Source organism: Burkholderia sp. Tr-862, from assembly GCF_011753085.1.
Taxonomy (GTDB): domain Bacteria; phylum Pseudomonadota; class Gammaproteobacteria; order Burkholderiales; family Burkholderiaceae; genus Burkholderia; species Burkholderia ambifaria.
Genome location: NZ_VWWG01000002.1, coordinates 32,873 through 49,159, shown reverse-complemented (window position 1 = coordinate 49,159; position 16,287 = coordinate 32,873). Strand labels below are relative to the sequence as shown.

The 16,287-nt window shown below is 62.9% G+C and carries 17 protein-coding genes; 10 read left to right on the top strand and 7 right to left on the bottom strand.

The window, feature by feature from the left end; genetic code table 11:
• Positions 1-151: 151 nt before the first annotated feature.
• Entirely contained in the window at positions 152-532 is a 381-nt protein-coding gene (locus F3J14_RS00920; protein WP_166721368.1) for a DUF4377 domain-containing protein, read from the bottom strand.
• A 319-nt stretch (positions 533-851) separates the two neighbouring features.
• Between F3J14_RS00920 and F3J14_RS00915 the strand changes: the two genes are divergently transcribed.
• A complete protein-coding gene (locus tag F3J14_RS00915) occupies positions 852-2,045 on the top strand; it encodes a tyrosine-type recombinase/integrase (protein WP_166721367.1) in 1,194 nt (397 codons plus the stop codon).
• A gap of 21 nt (positions 2,046-2,066) precedes the next feature.
• On the opposite strand, the gene F3J14_RS00910 is transcribed toward F3J14_RS00915, so the two are convergent.
• The 3 genes from F3J14_RS00910 to F3J14_RS00900 are packed head-to-tail and all read right to left on the bottom strand — an operon-like array spanning position 2,067 to position 4,904.
• Complete coding sequence (locus tag F3J14_RS00910) at positions 2,067-2,285, bottom strand: YXWGXW repeat-containing protein (RefSeq protein ID WP_166721366.1); 219 nt, start codon at positions 2,283-2,285, stop codon at positions 2,067-2,069.
• Positions 2,286-2,343: 58 nt separating this feature from the next.
• Positions 2,344-3,507 (bottom strand): DUF1501 domain-containing protein, encoded by a 1,164-nt coding sequence (locus tag F3J14_RS00905; protein WP_166721365.1) that lies wholly within the window; start codon positions 3,505-3,507, stop codon positions 2,344-2,346.
• A gap of 2 nt (positions 3,508-3,509) precedes the next feature.
• Complete coding sequence (locus F3J14_RS00900; RefSeq protein ID WP_166721364.1) at positions 3,510-4,904, bottom strand: DUF1800 domain-containing protein; 1,395 nt, start codon at positions 4,902-4,904, stop codon at positions 3,510-3,512.
• Between the two features lie 1,167 nt (positions 4,905-6,071).
• Here F3J14_RS00900 and F3J14_RS00895 point away from each other — a divergent pair.
• Positions 6,072-6,491: a hypothetical protein gene (locus F3J14_RS00895; protein ID WP_166721363.1), complete on the top strand. Its 420-nt coding sequence runs from the start codon at positions 6,072-6,074 to the stop codon at positions 6,489-6,491.
• 496 nt (positions 6,492-6,987) lie between these two features.
• A complete protein-coding gene (locus F3J14_RS00890; RefSeq protein WP_166721362.1) occupies positions 6,988-7,485 on the top strand; it encodes a hypothetical protein in 498 nt (165 codons plus the stop codon).
• A 225-nt stretch (positions 7,486-7,710) separates the two neighbouring features.
• Here F3J14_RS00890 and F3J14_RS35485 read toward each other — a convergent pair whose 3' ends face one another.
• Together F3J14_RS35485 and F3J14_RS00880 are read right to left on the bottom strand one after the other, a co-directional pair.
• The gene (locus F3J14_RS35485) at positions 7,711-7,995 is read right to left on the bottom strand and encodes an ATP-binding protein (RefSeq protein WP_348771930.1); all 285 of its coding nucleotides are present in this window, start codon (positions 7,993-7,995) and stop codon (positions 7,711-7,713) included.
• 287 nt (positions 7,996-8,282) lie between these two features.
• On the bottom strand, positions 8,283-9,167 hold the full coding sequence (locus tag F3J14_RS00880; RefSeq protein ID WP_166721361.1) for an NAD(P)H-binding protein: 885 nt from the start codon (positions 9,165-9,167) through the stop codon (positions 8,283-8,285).
• A gap of 87 nt (positions 9,168-9,254) precedes the next feature.
• Here F3J14_RS00880 and F3J14_RS00875 point away from each other — a divergent pair, with 87 nt between their 5' ends.
• Positions 9,255-9,863 carry a TetR/AcrR family transcriptional regulator gene (locus tag F3J14_RS00875; RefSeq protein ID WP_166721360.1) on the top strand — a complete coding sequence of 203 codons (609 nt, stop codon included), beginning with the start codon at positions 9,255-9,257 and terminating at the stop codon, positions 9,861-9,863.
• A gap of 54 nt (positions 9,864-9,917) precedes the next feature.
• Here the strand turns inward: F3J14_RS00875 and F3J14_RS00870 are convergent, their stop codons facing one another.
• The gene (locus F3J14_RS00870; RefSeq protein WP_166721359.1) at positions 9,918-10,298 is read right to left on the bottom strand and encodes a helix-turn-helix domain-containing protein; all 381 of its coding nucleotides are present in this window, start codon (positions 10,296-10,298) and stop codon (positions 9,918-9,920) included.
• 100 nt (positions 10,299-10,398) lie between these two features.
• Here F3J14_RS00870 and F3J14_RS00865 point away from each other — a divergent pair, with 100 nt between their 5' ends.
• The 6 genes from F3J14_RS00865 (at position 10,399) to F3J14_RS00840 (ending at position 16,231) form a co-directional block, all read left to right on the top strand.
• Positions 10,399-11,514, top strand: a complete 1,116-nt coding sequence (locus F3J14_RS00865; protein WP_166721358.1) for an NADH:flavin oxidoreductase — start codon at positions 10,399-10,401, stop codon at positions 11,512-11,514.
• 106 nt (positions 11,515-11,620) lie between these two features.
• Positions 11,621-12,007 (top strand): nuclear transport factor 2 family protein, encoded by a 387-nt coding sequence (locus F3J14_RS00860; protein ID WP_166721357.1) that lies wholly within the window; start codon positions 11,621-11,623, stop codon positions 12,005-12,007.
• Positions 12,008-12,021: 14 nt separating this feature from the next.
• Positions 12,022-12,843 (top strand): alpha/beta hydrolase, encoded by an 822-nt coding sequence (locus F3J14_RS00855; protein WP_166721356.1) that lies wholly within the window; start codon positions 12,022-12,024, stop codon positions 12,841-12,843.
• Positions 12,844-13,423: 580 nt separating this feature from the next.
• Positions 13,424-14,536 (top strand): alkene reductase, encoded by a 1,113-nt coding sequence (locus F3J14_RS00850; protein WP_166721355.1) that lies wholly within the window; start codon positions 13,424-13,426, stop codon positions 14,534-14,536.
• An 84-nt stretch (positions 14,537-14,620) separates the two neighbouring features.
• Positions 14,621-15,271 carry an NAD(P)H-binding protein gene (locus tag F3J14_RS00845; protein WP_166721354.1) on the top strand — a complete coding sequence of 217 codons (651 nt, stop codon included), beginning with the start codon at positions 14,621-14,623 and terminating at the stop codon, positions 15,269-15,271.
• A 558-nt stretch (positions 15,272-15,829) separates the two neighbouring features.
• Positions 15,830-16,231, top strand: coding sequence for a hypothetical protein (locus tag F3J14_RS00840; protein ID WP_166721353.1), 402 nt, complete (start codon positions 15,830-15,832; stop codon positions 16,229-16,231).
• Positions 16,232-16,287: the final 56 nt, after the last annotated feature.

Here is a 16,287-nt window from a genome sequence, read left to right as displayed (position 1 = left end):
CAAGCACGGCCCGAGTCCATGCAACCCCAATATCCAAGCTATCCCGTTCCTACCCCTCATCGCTTGCTCGGATGCCGTGAGTCGTACGTCACCGTCGCTATGGGCGCGGCGTCGATACGTGGGCCCAGGCGGGACCGAGCTCCCTGCTACGTCAGTTCACCTGGCGGCGCTCGACGACACGCTTGAACACCCAGCGGATCGACGAAGCGTCGGCCGGCGGTTGCGCGACGCGGTACTCGTCGACTTCCAGCACGTATTGATAGCCGGGCTGGTACGCGAAGCCCTCGATACCCGCGTACCACAGGCTCCACGGCTCGGCCGGACTGCTGCGCACCTGCAGGCAGTCCATCGGTGCGACGCCCGTGCAGCGCGCCGCCTGCGGCGCGACATAAACGGTCCGGGTCACGGGCCGGCCGTCCGTGGGGCGGGCCGCGCGCGGGTCCGTCGCGGCTGCGTCCGTCTGGCATCCGGCGAGCAGCGTGCTGCCGGCAATCACGGCCGCGCCGAGCAGCGTTCGGGTCTTGCGAATCATCTGAAGGTCCTCAGGAAGCGTTGGCGGGCCGATTAGACGAGCGCCGCGCCGGGAAAGTTCACAAACAGCTTACAGCCGGCGTGCCGCTTCCTCACGATCGCTCGTCGCGACCGCAATCCTCGACGAGCGGGGCACGGTCATGAAGACCCATTCCGTTGTGGACGAGATCTTCGCGGAATGCGACGGCCTGCGCCTGGGTGCCGGCGTGCTCGAGGCGTCGCGGACGTTGCTGTCGACAGCGGCTGCACCGCGTGGTGATCGTGTATTACCATCGGCGCTTCCTCGTCCGCTTCGTCGCGCCGCCTGCGCCCCCGTTCGCATGACCTTACCCGTTCCGTCCGACGCCGCGCTGCGGCCGCAGCCGCTGGATGCGCTGACCGTGCCGGCCGCGCTCGACGGTCGCGCGGGCACGAACCGCGCGAACGGCGCGCATCCGCAGATCGCCGCGACCCACGATCTCGACGCCGTGCGCGCATGGCTCGCCCGCTTCGTCGATACGCCCACCACGTTCCAGAACTACCGCAAGGAAGCCGAGCGCCTGCTGCTGTGGGCCGTGATCGCGTGCGGCAAGCCGCTGTCGTCGCTCACGCACGAGGATCTCGTCGTCTACCGGCAGTTCCTGCTCGCGCCCGCGCCGGCCGACGTGTGGTGCGCGAACGGCGGCCGCAAGCATCCGCGCGGCGACCCGCGCTGGCGGCCGTTCTACGGGCCGCTGTCGGCGGCCAGCCAGCGGCAGGCGATGGTGATCCTGAACGTGATGTTCTCGTGGCTCGTGCAGGCCGGCTATCTGGCCGGCAATCCGCTCGCGCTGTCGCGGCAGCGGCAACGGCGGCCCGCGCCGCGCGTCACGCGCCATCTCGGGCCGCCGCTGTGGCAGGCGGTCAAGGACGCGATCGCCGCGATGCCGCGCGACGATGCGCGCGCCTCCTTCCATGCGGATCGTGCGCGCTGGGTCTTCACGCTGCTGTATCTCGGCGGGCTGCGCATCACCGAGGCAGCCGATACGACGATGGGGCAATTCTTTGCACGGCGCGACGCGAACGGACGCGACCGCTGGTGGCTCGACGTGACCGGCAAAGGCGGCCGGCAACGGCTCGTACCGGCCACCGCCGAGATGATGGCCGAGCTGGCGCGCTACCGGCGCGCGCACGGCCTGCCCGCACTACCGGCCGGCGGCGAGCACACGCCGCTCGTGCTGCCGGCCGGTCACACGCGCAGGCCGCTCACGCGCGCGGCGCTGCACCGGATCGTGAAGCAGGTGTTCCGGTTCGCGGCCGACTGGTTGCGTGCGCAAGGAGATGCCGGCGAAGAACAGGCGCGCGTGCTCGAACAGGCATCGGCCCACTGGCTGCGCCACAGCGCCGGCTCGCACATGGCCGACGGCCGTGTCGACCTGCGGCTCGTGCGCGACAACCTCGGGCACGTGTCGCTGACGACGACGAGCCAGTATCTGCACGCGGACGACGACTGGCGGCACAGCGAAACCGAGGAAAAGCACCGGATCGGATGGTGAACGGCGCCCCGTTCGCCCGGTTCAATACACGGCCACCCAGTGGCCCGGCACCCACGCCCAGTGATTGCCGGCCCAGCGGTAATGGCCCTTCGCCCAGCGATAGCCGGGTGCGGGCGGCGGCGGCGCCACCTCGACGATCGGCGCAGGCTGCGGCGGCCGCGCCGGTTCGACCACGCATGCGGACATCAGCGCAGCGCTCGCGCTCACCAGTACGGCAAGCGATACGGATCGGATCTTCATCGTCGATTCTCCCTGTCGTGTAATCGGTTGGCGGATGCGAACGCGCGCATGCCGCGCGTCACGCGGTTGCGCGAATGAGGCCCCTCATCGGCCGCGTCGTGCCGCTTTCCGCGAACAGCGTGGACGCGGTACGGCCGGGATCGAGCCGCAGGCTTTCGGCGGCCGCGCCCGCGATCAGCGCGTCGAGCGACGCGGTCGGTTTCAGGTCGCGCCCTTCGTACAGGTCGCCCGGCCGCAAGCCAGGCCAGTCGGCGATCACGCGGCCGCCCGCGACCGCCCCGCCCGCCAGCATCGCGACCGACGCCTGCCCGTGATCGGTGCCGCCCGTGCCGTTCGCGGCGGCCGTGCGCCCGAACTCGGTCGCAACCAGCACCGTGGTCTGCTGCCACACGGGCCCGAGTCCGTCGCGCAACGCAGCGAGCATCGTGTCGAGCGCCTTCAACTGATTCGCGAGCCGGGCGTTCTGCGCGCTGTGCGTGTCCCAGCCGCCCGTCTCGATCATCGCGATCCGCGGGCCATCATCGCGCGCAAGAAACGTCGCCGCGAGCTTGCCGACGCCTGCCGGGTCCTGGCGCGCATGCGCATCGCCGGCGAGCCCGCGCGCGGCCATCGCCGACTGCCACAGCGGCCCGAGCTGCGCGTCGGCCTCGTAAAGCGCCGATACACGCGCGAGCAAGTCGTCCGGCGCGGCCGGCAAACCGGACGCCGCATACGACGCGGCCTGCACGCCGCCGCGCAATGCGAGCGGCACCGTCGGCGCGAATGCGATCGCGCGCTCCCGCGTCGCCGGCAACATCGCGGCGAGGCGGTTCAGCCAGCCGTCCTTCACCTGGTACGGCGCGCGGCCGCCCGTCTCGAGCACGTTCTGGCCGTCGAAATGCGAGCGGTCGCGATACGGCGATGCGATCGCATGGACGAACAGCGCCTGTTTGTCGCGAACCATCTGTGCGGTCTGCACCAGCGAAGGATGCAGCGCGAACGTGCCGTCGACGCGTGTCGCCGTCGATGGGTCGATCGCCAGCGGGCCGCGCAGCGACGCATACGCGGGCTCCGCATACGGGACGACGATGTTCAGCCCGTCGGCCGCGCCGCGCTGGATCACGAACACGAAGCGCCGGTCGGTCTCGACGTTCGCGAACACGATGCGCGGTGCGACGAGCATCGCCCCCGCGCCGGCCGCGGCAATGCTCAGGAAGTGCCGACGGGTAATGGATCGAGCCATGTTCATCTCCGTTGGAAATCGGGTGACACGAGCAGCAGCGCGAGCGACGTGGTCGCGCTTTCGGCACGCGAGAGCGCAGTCGCCGTCGGCTCGCTCAGCGAGCCCGCCAGCAGCGTGTTGCCGAGCGTGCGTGGATCGAGCCGGTCGCCCGTGCGGGCGGCGAGCCGCTGCGCGATCTCCACGCGTCGCACCAGCGCGTCGGGCGCGGCCCAGCTCGCGGCCAGGTCGTCGTAGCCGGCCGGCGACCCGGGCCGCCACACCGGCTGGCCGAGTTGCGCGAGCAGCGGCGCGGCCTTCAGGTCGCCCGCGTCGCGCCAGCCGAGCCCGCGCAGCGACGACACGGCCCACTCCCACGGCGTCTTGAACTTGCGATTGACCGGCGACCATGCGTCCGGCGCTTCGACGAGCGCGCGATAGACGGTCGGCAAATCGCCACCGCTCGTCTCGAATGCGCGGGCGAGCCGCTCGATGAGCGCGGGCGGCGGGTTGTCGGCGACGAAATGGCGCGCGAGCTGGAACGCGATATGCCGGCCCGTTGCCGGCGAACGTGCGAGGTCGCCGAGGATCGCGCGCGCCTGCGCTTCGCCCGGCTGGTCGTAGGTGCGGCCCATTACCGTGCGCGCGCCCGGTTCGTGCAGCTTCGGGCGAAACACGAACGCGCCGGGCGCCGCATCGCCGGGCTGCGGCCCGCGTCCGCCGGCGATGCTCCAGCCGGTCAGCGCACGCGCGAATTCCGTCACGTCCGCTTGCGTATAGCCGGTCCGTACGCCGAGCGTATGCAGCTCCATGATCTCGCGCGCGAGGTTCTCGTTGAGACCGCGCCGCGCCGCTGGATTGCGGGCTTCGGCGCGCAGCGCGGCCGGACTGTCGGGGCCGACCGAGCGTGCCTGATCGAGGAACAGTTGCATCGCGGGATGCTGCTCGACAGCGACGAGCATGTCCTCGAAGCGGCCGAGCACGTGCGGGCGGATTGCGTCGCGCTCGAATGCGCCCGCGTACGCGGCGACCTGCCCCTTGTCGACCGACACCGCGAAATGGTTCGCCCAGAAATGCACGAGACGCTCGATGAACGGCGCGGGTGCGGTGAGCGCGCTGTTCAGCCGCGCGGTGACCGCACTGCGATACGCGTCGTAGCCGTCGCGACGGATCGACTGCGCGGTCGCGCGCTTGGCCGCCGCGTCGTCGCTCGTCATCGCGTTGCGGGTGTTCGCGAAGCGCGTCGCGAGCGTGACCGCGTCCGGTTCAGCGGCCCATGCGGCCGGCCGCGCGTCGTAATGGTCGAATTGAGCAATGAGCGCCGCCTTCGGATCCGCAGGCGGCGCTTCGTCGGCCCGCGCGCCGAGACCGAAGCGGTTCAGCGCGATGGCAGCCGGTGAGATGTCGTTCGGATGGTCCATGACGGGGGTTCTCGCGATGCGTACCCGTGTTTAACGGACGCCGGCGGAAAATCCGTCGCGGAAGGGGGGATATTTTTTGGGGGCGGTGTCGCCCGAGGGGCTGGGATCCGGATTGAGCCATGAAGAGTCACACGCCTGCCATAGCAACCGGACACAGAGGCGGCCGCTTCGCCCAAAACAACGGACGCTCGCACTCCGCGTCCGACACCAAACCGATGGACTCATTTCGAAGCACGCCTCCGTGCATGTTGCGTAGTTGAAACATTCATGCAGGTTCGGCGGCAATTCATATCGTTGGATCGAATTTGTGACGCCGATGCGCTGTTCCACTTTTTCCGGCCAATCCTTATCTGGCCTGGCATTCCGCCTCCCGATCCGGCGAGCCGCCGTTACGTGATTGAAACAAAGCCGCTTCCCGAATGTTTCACCGCCATATCGCTGGCGACGTGCAGCCCCAAATCCATTGGCCTCTCTCGAACTGGTCCGCAACTTGCGTCCCTTCTCGTGCACACCAGAATCCGCACGGCCAGCCGGCTCGACGCGGGCGGCAAACAATCATCCAGAGGTGTCGGGGAAATCATGTCCAAATACGTATCGGCCTTCATGCGGCTGCTGTCTCGCATCACTGATCCTGTTACGCATTGCATGACGTCGTCGGAGAGGCACGGCCTCGTTGGCGCCAGATGCGTCAATACGGTCCACCCAGTCGCCAAACGTCGCGAAGCCCCCTGGCTATAGTCGAAAACCAGGAACGCCGTTCCGCTAGCGCGCCACACGGGTAATCCGCACGCAAGGCAACTGAGTGCCGAACGTGCCGGGCATTTGAAGAATCTCTCGCCCGGCACTTAAACCGCTTCGCGCTTTCGACCAACAACGGGAAACTCGCTGGAGTTCGTCACCATCTCAGATGGTGGGGCGCGTTGAAAGACGGATTCGCGCCGTCGCGAATATTCGTGAAACGCGGTGAGAGCATTGAATCTTCTGTGCAGACGCATTTCGGCACATCTATTGTGAGTGGCGGTTGTACTTTGGAACGGGCCGTCATTTCCGAACTTGCGCGTAAGTCTGGTCTGGGTCGAGTGGCGACCGCCCGACGTAGCGCACACTTAATCTCCCGTCATTTGCAGCCTCTGCTTTACTGTATCCGAACGATGGAGTCTGAATAAAATGATAGCGAAAGAAAAACGCTCTATCCCGCTTCTACAGCCGGAAGCGCCACGACTAGTTAAGATAGCGGTCGTGCTGTTTGCACTTGTTTGGCTCAGGCAGATGCTTTTTTTCACCCCCCTTCTTCTAAACGACTTTCGCCAAGGCCTCTATGCGTCTCGGGGAGAGCAGCAGGCCATTGCAACCTTGGCCTTCTGGCTTGCCATTAATGCCATGTTGATAATTGCAATGGTCTATCAAAAAAATTGGGCCAGGATTACACAATTGCTATCGACGTTGGCCGGACTACTCCTTATTGCATGGAGCGTTACGTTTACAAACGACTTTAAGCCTGGCATCGTGTATTTCTCTGATGTGGTGGCGACTGTTCTGCTCTTTCGGCCCTCCGCCGATGCTTGGTTCAAGAAGCGTCAGTATTAGTCCGCTATGCGAACCGGCCGCTCGATCGACAACGTAATGGAGCAGGCTAACGGTGGCTAGTGGCCAGCAGTACGCGTTCACCAATCGGCCGGAAAGCAGTCGTCGGGGATACCAGCGTCCATTCTGTAGTACGCGCACGTCGAGGGATTCCTCCGCAGGCATTGTCAGCCGTCACGAGCGCGGATGATGTAGCGCACTACGTGCAAACTCAGGAGCGATTGCGCGGCCTATTCGCAGGCTAAGCTCAACACTGTAGCCACGCGGCTCAATGAGCGTCCGCGAAAGACACTAGACTTCGATACACCGGCTGAGCGACTTCATCAATTCGTTGCATCGACGGGTCGAATCCGCAGCCAGAAGCGGTCTTTCGACAGTTGGTGCTAGATCGTTGACACCAGGGCGTCCACGGACGCATGCTCCAACCCAATCGCCCGCGATGATCCGTTGAGAACCGTTCTCGTTGCGATGTAACTGGTGCTGCGCATCGGAGGTGGCAATGGCAAAAACTCGGAAGCTGCTCTCCCAACGACGCACTGTGATACACGCTGGATTATGGGTACCACTTTACTTGGCGCTAATACCTTGGGCGTCGCTCGCATCCCCTCGGCAAGACCTCGAAATACGGGGAAAAAGATTTCGTACTGAAATCGACAAAGCGTATCAGAAGCTCCCCAAAAGCGGCCCGACGCAAGAGATAGAGGAAGCTGGGGACATTACTTGGCTCGCAGTTCGCTACATTCCTGTCGGAAGTTCATTTGACGACGCCGAAGTTATTCTTCGCGCCGCCGGATTTTCAGTCAGGCCACGGCCGGGGCCAAATCAGCCGGGTAAACTACCGCATAGATATGATGTCGTTGCGAGGATTGAGCAGTACCGTACAACATTGTTTTTCTCGCGCACCGACGTGTATGTACTTCTTTCGCCCAAAGCTCCCGGCGATTTTTATGACGGTGTTTCGGCGATTTTCGCATCTTTCACGACGAGTTATTTGTAGCGACATTGCACGCATCAGGCCCGCGAGGTACTGTTCAAAAGTTGGTTGTGTATATTAATTTTGCAGGCATCCAGAGGCAGATCAGGGGTGAGTACGAGATTGAGATGACGTTTGCGGGTATGTCGTTGGGTCGCGTACTCGTGTGACAAGGAAAAGTTGCTTTGTCGGGCCACATCCGGACGTCGGCTCTGAGCCACATCGGACGCTCGCCGGCCGGCCATGATGTCACTCGTAGCCATTGACGGGCGGCGAAGGCCGGCGATGCGATACCCTGCGGTGCGGAATACGAGGCCGGCTTATGATGAAACGGCGGGGATGGAGAGGTGCCATGAACTGAAAGATCGCGTCGCGCGGTGCGTTTGCGCTTGCCCACAACAGACCGCCGTGTGCGTCGATGATCGAGCGGCAGATCGACAGCCCCATGCGCATCCCGCTAGCCTTCGTCGTATAAAAAGACTCAAAGAGGCGCTCGACGTGCTCGGGAGCGACACCCGCCCTGGCATCGCGCACCGTCACGAGGCGGCACTTGGCTCATGAATGGCGGTGCTGACCGTCAATTCCCGCGCCCCATCGCCCATCGCGCTCATCGCCTAACTGGCATTGATAATCAGGTTCAGCTTCACCTGCTGGAGTTGCACCCGGTCGCCTTTGATGAGCGGCCAGTCCTCTGCAAGCCGCAGCCGCACCGAGACGTCGCTTCTGTTAGCTTCACTCGACGGGTGGTCGAGTGGACCCCAACCTTGCGCCCTGTCCCTGTCACCGGTTGACATGTCGGACAGAGCACTCAGGCGGCAATCCTACTTCTGGAAAATGGAGATGTTTTCGGCAAGCCAGTGAGTCAAGGGCAAAGGAGGTTCCCCCGTCACCTCCTGGACAGTCGTGGTTGTTTCACTCATTGCGGAATCGCGGAACACCTGGTCCAGACCGACAAGCAAATCTGCGACGAACGCTGGCAACCCTTCTGCTAGTAGAACCTCTCGTTGCTGCTCGAGGGTCCGCTCTCCGTAAATGACATTACGACCTAGCAGTTTTGAAAGTTCGTCCGCGATTTCATGCATAGTCACGGCACGCGGACCCGTGAGGTGATAAACACGCTGAGACTCAGGTTGCACGTGCTCGAGCAAAGCGATGCGCGCCACTCTCGCAACGTCACGCGTATCGATGAAATTGACCCGTCCATTGCCAGCAGCGCCAGCCCACGAGTCTGAAGCGATGTAGGCGGCAGACCGTTTGAGAACGTCCGCAAATGTGGATGGCCGCAGTACGGTCGAGGCAACAGATTGTCTGGCCAGATGCGCCTCAATTTGCATATGCCACGCCATCGGGTTCAAGCGGGTCGGAGGCCCAAAGGACGAAAGCTTGACGATGTGACGGACCCCCGAAGCGACAGCGGCATCAATCAGCGCGATTTCGTTTTCCACCTGCTGCAATGATGTGCCATGTGAGACGAACAGGCGCTCGGTACCTTGAAGCGCATCGACGAGTGTCCGCGGTTCATCGAAGTCCACTCTGACTGCGTTCACTCCTGGTGGCAAATTTAGTGCATTGGGCGTGCGGGTCAAAGCGACGACGTCAACCGGCTCTGGGGCAAGGAGGCTGACCAGCGTCGAACCGACGCGGCCGGTGGCCCCGGCGATCGCGATGCGCGGTCGTCGAGACGTGACGGGTGAATCGACGGTCATGACGGGTCCTTTGATGTATCATGGAACGAACGGTACAAGAATGCTGGAACTATCGTTCCAGCTTGTCAAGCTGTTCTTGAGGATTCCATGAGCGGAAAGCCGCAATTCGACGACGCGGCCGTAATCGATGCGGCCATGAAGGTCTTTTGGCGCCACGGCTATGCGGCGGCATCAATCAATCACCTTACCGAGGCGACGGGCCTGTCCCGCTCCAGCCTCTACCAAAGATTTGGTGACAAGGACGGTCTCTTCCGGGAGGCGCTTGCAGCGTACACGAAGCGAGTGCTCAGTCGGATGAACGGAGTAGAAGCAGATACGGCGCGGGGGCGTCTCGAAGGGATCCTGCGGGCCTACTTGCTGCGCGCGACCCCCAACCGGCAACGTCCAGCGGGTTGCCTGATATCGCGAAGCTGCGCAGAGATGGTGGACCTCACAGCGGACGGGAAAGCAGCTGCGCGAGCAAGCGCGGGGCTTCAGTATGAGATGCTTGCAGGTCTCTTGCGCGATGGGATCGCGAATGGCGAATTGCCGAACGACACGCGCGTTGACGCACTCGCGTGGCTTTACCTCGGGGTCTTGCATTCACTTTTGAATTTGCCGCAGGCCGGCGCAAGTGCGGACGCGCTCGATCGCATGATTGACATCGCTATGTCGGCGTGGCCACCCTCCTCACACGCTCAGCCGGCGTCAACGTAGGCCGCAAGAAATCTGTCAATACCCCGCGCGGCAGTGGTTCGGGCGTGTTTGCCGTCAATCTTGCGACTGCGACGCCATGCGTGCATCGAACACTTCGCGGGCGGTATCGAATTCGCCGAGATGTTCGAGCATCCAGTCATGGAGCGCCTTGAGCGGCCGTTGCAGCGCACGCCCCAAAGGCGTGATCTCATATTCGACGGCCACCGGCGAAACGGGTATCACCGTGCGGGAAACAAGTCCGTTTCGCTCCAGCCTGCGCAGACATTGCGTCAGTGCTTTCTGGCTAACGCCCTCCAGATGCCGCTTGATCGCGTTGAAACGCAACGGCCCGGCATTCAGCACCGTGAGGACCATCATCGACCACTTGTCGGATATCTGGTCAAACAGAAGGCGTGTCGGACAAGCGGCCGGGAAACGCTCAGGCTCAGCGGACATGGTTACCTCGAATATCCCTAGTGGAAGACAAGTGCGTTATTGACACTAAGTTTCCGGAGTATACCATCGACTCTGTTTTCAACTCCGGGCGATCCAATTCATGCCGCTTTCTTCCGAAGTCCTGTTTCAGCCCTTCTCCGTCGGTTCGCTGACGCTATCGAACCGCATCGTTATGGCACCCATGACCCGCTCCTTCGCCCCGCAAGGTGTGCCTGGGCCGGCGAATGCCGCTTACTATCAGCGCCGTGCCGAAGGCGGCGTCGGGTTGATTATTTCCGAAGGCACCGTGGTCGACCGGCCTGCGTCCCGCAACGACCCCGATGTTCCCTCTTTCCACGGCGAGGCGGCGTTGGCCGGTTGGCAAGGCGTGATTGATTCGGTGCATGACGCTGGCGGCAAGATGGGGCCGCAGTTGTGGCACACGGGCGCGGTGAAGGGTTTTCAAACCGACTGGACGCCAGACGTGCCGGTGGAAAGTCCTTCGGGCTTCGATGCGCCCGAGGTCCAGCGCGGCGTGGCAATGAGCGATGCCGACATTGCCGATACCATCGCCGCTTTCGCCAAGGCAGCCAGCGAGGCCAAACGGCTCGGTTTCGACACGGTCGAACTGCACGGCGCACATGGCTATCTGATCGATCAGTTCTTCTGGGCGGGCACCAACCATCGGACCGACGCATATGGCGGACCGGGCATCGGCGAGCGGGCGCGGTTTGCGGCGGAAATTATTGCGGCTGTCCGCGCAGCGGTGGGTCCTGGCTTTCCGATCGTTATTCGATTGAGTCAGTGGAAACAGCAGGACTACTTAGCACGTCTGGCACGCACGCCGAAGGAAATGGCGCAGTGGCTGGAACCGCTCGTGGGCGCCGGTGCGGATGTACTGCATTGCTCGCAACGGCGCTTCTGGGAGCCGGAGTTTCCCGAAGTCGATGGGGACGAGGGGCTCAACTTCGCCGGCTGGGCAAAGAAGTTGACCGGGGCCGCCACGATCAGCGTCGGGTCGGTTGGGCTTTCCGGCGAATTTATGAGCTCATTTGGTGGCGAAAAATCGACTAGCGTGGGGCTGGACGCGCTCGTCAAGCGGATGGATCGGGGCGAGTTCGATCTGGTCGCGGTCGGCCGGGCTTTGATTTCTGATCCGCAGTGGGTTGAAAAGATTCGCTCGGGAGAAGGCGAATTGCGAGGGTACGAGGTGACGGCACTGGGGGAGCTTGTTTAGCGAGATTGTGATTTTGCTTGTGTTGGAGTGCACCGGCCGACGCAAAACGGTCAGGGTCAACCTAAGGCTCGAGTGGGCCATCAACATCAACCTAAGGAAGGTTCGTATGTCTGATACGTCGCAGATTGCTCTCATCCGGAAGTTGTACAGCGCCATGGGAGACGTGAATACTTTCAAATCGCTCCTGGCGGATGACGCCGAGTGGGATATTACCGAAGGATTCCCCAACGGGGGCGTCTATCACGGTCTTGATAAGACGGTCAGTGGTTTCTTCCCATTCATGGCCGACTTCGACGAGTTCTACGCGAAAGGGGACGAGTTCTTCGAGTCGGGCGATCACGTGATCGTTCTCGGGCACTATTTCGGCCTTTCGAAGAAGGGGCGGAGGGTGCAATCCCGATTTGCCCATTTCTGGACAATCCGCGACGGCAAGGTCGTGCGCCTGCAGCAGACCGCCGACACCCTTCTCATCGCACAAGCGCTGGGAAAATGACTGGAGCGCCGCGAATGGAACGAGTACAGCTGAACGGGGCGGACATCGAGTACGAGGTCCGCGGGTCCGGGGCACCGATGGTATTTATCCACGGAGCGATTCTGTCGGATGGGTTCGTGCCGGTGATCGAGCAGGCCGGAATCGCGGAGAATTTTCAGATCGTCCATTACCGGCGCCGCGGCTACGCCGGCAGTTCACGCGCGGTGGCGGGCATGACACTGCAAGAGTGGGCTGGTGACTGCATCGCGTTGTTGAATCACCTGGGCATTGCGTCGGCGCACGTGGCCGGACATTCTTTTGGCGCAGGCATCGCATTGCAGATGGCGATCGATGCCCCGGGCAGAGTGCGGAAGCTGGCATTGCTGGAACCGCCGCTCGGGTCATTGGTACCGTCCGGCGGGCAGTTCGCGGAATGGATGGCAACTGTCCGCGAGGTCTACGACTCGGGAGACAAAGCTGCGGCCACGGACATGGTCCTGGCAGGCGCGTATGGACAAGACTACCGGCGATTTACCGACGGCGCCCTGCCTGCGGGTGCGTTCGACTGCGCGGTATCCGATATCGACACGTACTTTCAGGTCGAACTCGGGGCCATGCTACGCTGGGACATCACAACCGAAGGCCTGAAAGATATTCGACACCCGGTGCTGTCGATGCGCGGCAGCGATACATTGCCGGTGTTCTTTGAGGGCGCCGATCTACTGCAGCAGTGGATTCCAAAAGTCGACACGGTGTCGATACCGTTTGCGAGCCACGACTTGCCGGGCAGGAATCCCGCCGCTGTCGCCACCGGTCTCGTCGAGTTCTTCACGACCTGCGAGCCGGGCACCGGTTGAGCGGGCCGACGCCTGCCGGATGCGCCGCGCCGGCTAGGATCCGGCCGCGATTCGGACCCCGGGCCCTCCGCCGCTCCGAACCCGGGTCGGCCTAGCGGCGCGAGCCGGGCACCCACACGTGCCCGGCCGGTGCCCGTCGCGCAGCCCCAGCAGCACGGTGAGCTCCCAGAAGTGGCGATAGGCGATGGAGTCGCCTGCCGCGACGGCGTCGGTGCGGTAGCCGCGCCAGCGGGCCGGCACGAAGTCGTCCGGTGCGGCGTCGGGGACCTTGCGGGCCCTCTTCGCGTTCAGTTTCTTGGGGATCTTCACCGCTTCCAAAGCGGGGGGGGGGAACGCTGCAAATGCTTGATGCCCGCCCCATCTGAGCGGGGTTCTTCTCATTTACCTCATGTCAATTATCTTAGGACTGTTAATCATGCCAACGATCCGACGATTGCTCACTCACCCAACCTGTTCTCTCCTCTCACGATTGGCTACCTACAACTCCCCAATCGCATCGTGATGGCGCCACTTACGCGCCTATCAGGGATAGTCGAGTTTTCGCCACCTGTTGCCGCAGCCACGTGCAAAGGATCTTCTAATGTCCCCGTTATCACTCTTCACGCCGCTTGTAGTCGGACGCTACAAGCTGGCCCATCGAGTCGTGATGCCTCCGCTCACACGCATGCGCGCTGGCGCCGGGAATGTTCCGAATCAGCTCGCCCCCGAGTACTACGGCCAGCGTGCTTCCGAAGGCGGCCTCATCATTGCCGAAGCCACGCAAGTCACGCCCGATGGGCAGGGTTATCCTGCGACCCCCGGTATTCATTCCACGGAACAGGTGGCTGGTTGGCGGCAAGTGACCGACGCGGTACATGCCAAGGGAGGCATCATCTTTCTGCAGCTGTTGCATACCGGGCGCGCGTCGCATTCGAGCTTCCAACCGAACGGCCAACTTCCTGTTGCACCATCGGCGATCGCGATCACCGGTCTAACTGCGCTGACCCCCGAATGGAAGCCGGCGCCTTACGAGACACCGCGTGCACTTGAACTGGACGAGATTCCCGGGATCATCGAGGCCTGGCGCGAAGGCGCGCGCGATGCCATGGCAGCCGGTTTCGATGGTGTGGAGATTCACGGCGCGAACGGACTCCTGTTGCAGCAGTTTCTGGACGACAGCTCGAACAAGCGCACCGACATTTACGGCGAATCGGTTGAGAACCGAGCCCGGCTGCTCGTCGAGGTGACGCAAGCGTTGATCGAGATCTGGGGCGCCGATCGCGTCGGCGTTCGTTTGTCACCGTTCGGCACCTTCAACGACGTGGGCGATTCTGATCCGATTGGGCTTTACGGGCACGTGCTCACGCGTCTGAACAAACTCGGTATCGCTTACGTCAGTTTGATCGAGGCGCGTAGTACGAGCGCCGGACTGGCGATTGATACCCCGCAGTCAGTCAGCCAGCTTCGTCCCTTCTGGCCGGGGACCCTGATCCTCGCGGGCGGATTCACCGCGGAGTCGGCGGACGAGGCCGTCCGTTCGGGGCAAGCCGACGCGGTGGCATTCGGCAGGCAGTTCATCTCGAATCCCGACCTGCCTGCGCGCCTCAGGCGTGGTGCGCCGCTCAACCGCTATGACCGTGCGACTTTCTATGGCGGCGGTGCAGCAGGTTATGTCGATTACCCCGTGCTGGAAACGGCGGGCCATACGGAGTGACGGCGAGGTTCACGGCACCACCGGCGTCGTGAATCTCCCCGCCATTCAACCAACAGAAGTGCCAATCCTTAAGGGACATTGAATATGAAAGTCGTCGTTCTTGCCGCCACCGGCCAGGTTGGCCGCACGGTCCTCAGTGAACTGATCAGCCGCGGTCATCAAGTCACCGCAGTCGCGCGTACTCCGGACAAGCTTCCCAACAGCATCCACACCGTGCGCGACGATCTGAGCAGCGCCGATCGAATTGCGGAGATCATCGCCGGGGCCGATGCAGTCGTCAGCGCCTTCGGACCTCCGAAGGAGGACGCACGTTTCTTCAGCGACGTGAATTACACGGATCAACTGGTCCACGTGATCGAGCGGGCGATTGCCGCTGTACGCAAGGCTGGCGCTCCCCGCCTCCTCATGGCGGGCGGATGCGGCTCGCTGTGGTTTTCGCCGGGCGTGACGGTGCTGGAATCCGGTCACTGGCCCGAGAAGGCAGTTGCGATTGCGACCTCCCATGTCAAGGCTTTTGCGGCGGTGAGAGCGTCGGATATCAACTGGACTTATTTCAGCCCGCCGATGCAGATCGATCCGGGCGTGCGCACGGGCAAGTTCCGCCTCGGTGGCGATGACCTCATTGTGGACGAACTAGGCAAGAGCTGGGTCTCCTTCGAGGACTATGCGGTTGCGCTGGTCGACGAGCTGGAGAAGCCTGCACACGAGCGAGCACGCTTCACGATCGGCTACTAAGAAGTCCGCGATCACGCGTGAACGGACTTAAGCCCAACGTATGATCGCCCCGTCGCGTCATGGGGTCCGCCACAACCTCGTCTATTACAACAGGCCCGAAAAAGGCGGCCACATTGGCGCTCTTTTACAAACGTCGCGACGCGCTCTGGCTCCAACGAGCATGTCAACGTCGAACTGAAATGGCCGAACACTAGGCGGCCCAAGTGCGCGCTGGGTGGCCGTGGAACTTTCGAAAGCGGCCGTAGGCACTGCATTCGTCTGAATAGCGGAAACGGGTCGATGCCGGACGTCGACTTCGCGCGGAAGCGCATCGTTCGATGCCCGTCATGGACGGGGCCGCACCGATAGACGCAAGCGTTGAGTTCCGGTCTCGGTCGAAACAGCGGCCGCCTAATCGTGGAGTAGTATTCCCCCATGTCCAGGTTATTGCTCGGCCTCTACGGCGCACAGTCAACCCATCCGTGACGAGGGCGGCAAGCTCGTTAAAGGGTTTGGCAACTGCTTCAACGAGACGTGCGGCGGCGTCGGCCGTGGCGACGGCATTGATGGGAATGCATCATGTCAATCGAGTGGAAGCACCGCGTCAGACTGTTTATCCAGCGTTTCTGGCAGCCGACCAGTGCGTGCATGACCTGCATGCCGGGGAGCTGGGGCAATATCATGAGCCTTGCCCACTGGACTATCGCATTTCATACAGGGCTTCTTACTGGACTCCTGGCCGTACTTTTGACTTTCACGCCGGTGGCGAAACTCTACGCGCATCGATACGGCAATGCGCTGATCGTTGGCGTCCTGACAACGTTGGGCGACGCCTACTCGCACACGAGTCACTACCGTATCCCCTATGTCGAGCACGTCGTGACGGGTGCAATTTCAGGTCTCTTGACGCTGGCGGCCTCATATCTCTTCGAAGACCGCGCGCGACGCCTTCGGGCGGTATGGGCTCGCGTTTTCGGATAGCTTATCCGCTGACTTTCTGAACCCACCGGGCCAAACGGAAAGAGGCTCCCCGGTGT